The sequence below is a fragment of the Micromonospora sp. NPDC049580 genome, assembly GCF_040675595.1.
In the GTDB taxonomy this organism is placed as follows: domain Bacteria; phylum Actinomycetota; class Actinomycetes; order Mycobacteriales; family Micromonosporaceae; genus Micromonospora.
Map to the genome: position 1 here is coordinate 1 of NZ_JBFAPG010000756.1, position 1,870 is coordinate 1,870.

Below are 1,870 nucleotides of genomic sequence, written 5' to 3' on the forward strand. Positions count from 1 at the left end.
GGCCGGTCCCGCCGTCTTCCCCGGCGGCGGGACCGGCCAGCGGTGCCGGGTCTAGAGGCGCTCGACCATCTCGCCGACGCACCGGTTGCGGGTGTCGAAGACGTAGCGGGCGTGCCGGACCACCAGGTCGTAGTCGAAGCTGTCGTGGTCGGTGACGACCACCACCGCGTCCGCGGCCCGCACCTCCCGCTCGGTGAGCTCGACGATGGTGACCCCGGCGGGAATGTGGTGGGCCTCCGCGTACGGCTCCACCGCGTAGACCTCGGCGCCGAGGGCCTGCAACCGGCGGGCCACGTCGACGGCGGGGGAGTCCCGCATGTCGCCGGTGTTCTTCTTGTACGCGAGCCCGAGCAGCAGCAGTCGGGCGCCGCTCACCGCCCGGCCAGCCCGGTTCAGCCCCGCCATGATCCGCTGCGCGACGTGCTCGGGCATCTCGTGGTTGACGTCGTTGGCCAGCTCGATGAACCGGAACTGCCGGCCGAGGCGCCGTTTGACCTGCCAGGACAGGTAGCACGGGTCGATCGGCAGGCAGTGCCCGCCGACACCGGGGCCGGGCCGGAACGGCAGGAACCCGAACGGCTTGGTCTCGGCGGCGTCGATCGCCTGCCAGACGTCGATGTCCAGGTGGTGCGAGAGCATGGTCAGCTCGTTGATCAGCGCGATGTTGACCTGGCGGAACGTGTTCTCGATCAGCTTGGTCAGCTCGGCGACCCTCGTGGAGTCCACCGCGACGGTGCGCTCCACGAGGCGCTGGTAGAACCCCTGCACCCGGGCCAACGACACCGCGTCGACACCGGAGACCACCTTCGGGGTGTTCTCCAGTCGCCAGGTCGGGTTGCCCGGGTCGATCCGCTCGGGGCTGTAGCCGAGGTGGAAGTCACCGGGGCTGGTCAGCCCGCTGGCCGACTCCAGCAGCGGTCGGAGCAGCTCCTCGGTGGTGCCCGGATAGGTGGTGGACTCCAGGATCACCGTGCAGCCCGGCCGCACGTACGGGCCGATGCCGACGCCGGCCTGCTCGACGAAGCTCAGGTCCGGGGTGCCGTCGCGCAGCGGGGTGGGCACGGTGATGACGCAGATGTCGAAACCCTCGGCGTCGGTGTACTCCGTGCTGGGGCGGTACCGACCGCTGCCCAGCGCGCGGCCCAGCCGGTCGGTGGGGATGTCCTCGACGAAGGACTCACCGGACGCGAGCCGCTTCACCCGGCCGGCGTCGACGTCGAGGCCGACGACGTCCAGGCCCGCCTCGACGGCGCGCATGGCCAGCGGCAGTCCGACGTACCCCTGGCCGATCACGACCAGCTTCTCAGCGCTCACCCGGGCTCCCGCGGCAGATGGTGGAAATGACCTGCGGAGAGCCTAGAGGGGTCTTCGGCGGTGTAAGTCCGTTTTGGTGATATCGGTGCTGGTGCGACGGCCGGTCAGTTGCCCGCCGGTTCGCCCGGACCGGTCGGCGCCTCCGTGGTGGGGACCGGCTCGGTCGGGGGCGGGTTGCTCGGCGGCGGGTCGGACTTCGGCGGGTCGCTGGGCGGGGGCGCGGTGGTCGCGCTCGGCGTCGCCGACGGCGGGCTGGACGACTGGGAGGGCTGCACGCTCGGCGTGGCGGTGACCGACGCCGACGCGGTCGCGTCCGGGACGGTCGGCCGGTTCGGGCGCTCCGGGTCGTCCGTGCTCTGCTCGTTCGCCGCCGGCAGCTCCGCCTGCTGGGTCGGCCCCTGCGTCACGGAGGTCGTCGGCAGGTTGACGGCCGGCTCGTCGTCGCCGGTGTTGCGCGCCGCACCCAGTGCCGCCCCGAGGCTGATCAGGGCGACCAGCATCGCGGCCGCCGCGCCGACCAGTGGCCCGCGACGTCGCTGACGCCCGGCATCCGCCG

1 protein-coding gene and 1 pseudogene are annotated in these 1,870 nt (G+C 72.5%); both read right to left on the reverse strand.

The window, feature by feature from the left end; translation table 11 throughout:
* Positions 1 to 51: 51 nt before the first annotated feature.
* Positions 52 to 1,314: a nucleotide sugar dehydrogenase gene (locus AB0J68_RS31775; protein WP_363942533.1), complete on the reverse strand. Its 1,263-nt coding sequence runs from the start codon at positions 1,312 to 1,314 to the stop codon at positions 52 to 54.
* Positions 1,315 to 1,418: 104 nt separating this feature from the next.
* Positions 1,419 to 1,870: pseudogene (locus tag AB0J68_RS31780) on the reverse strand (serine/threonine protein kinase); the annotation flags it as partial.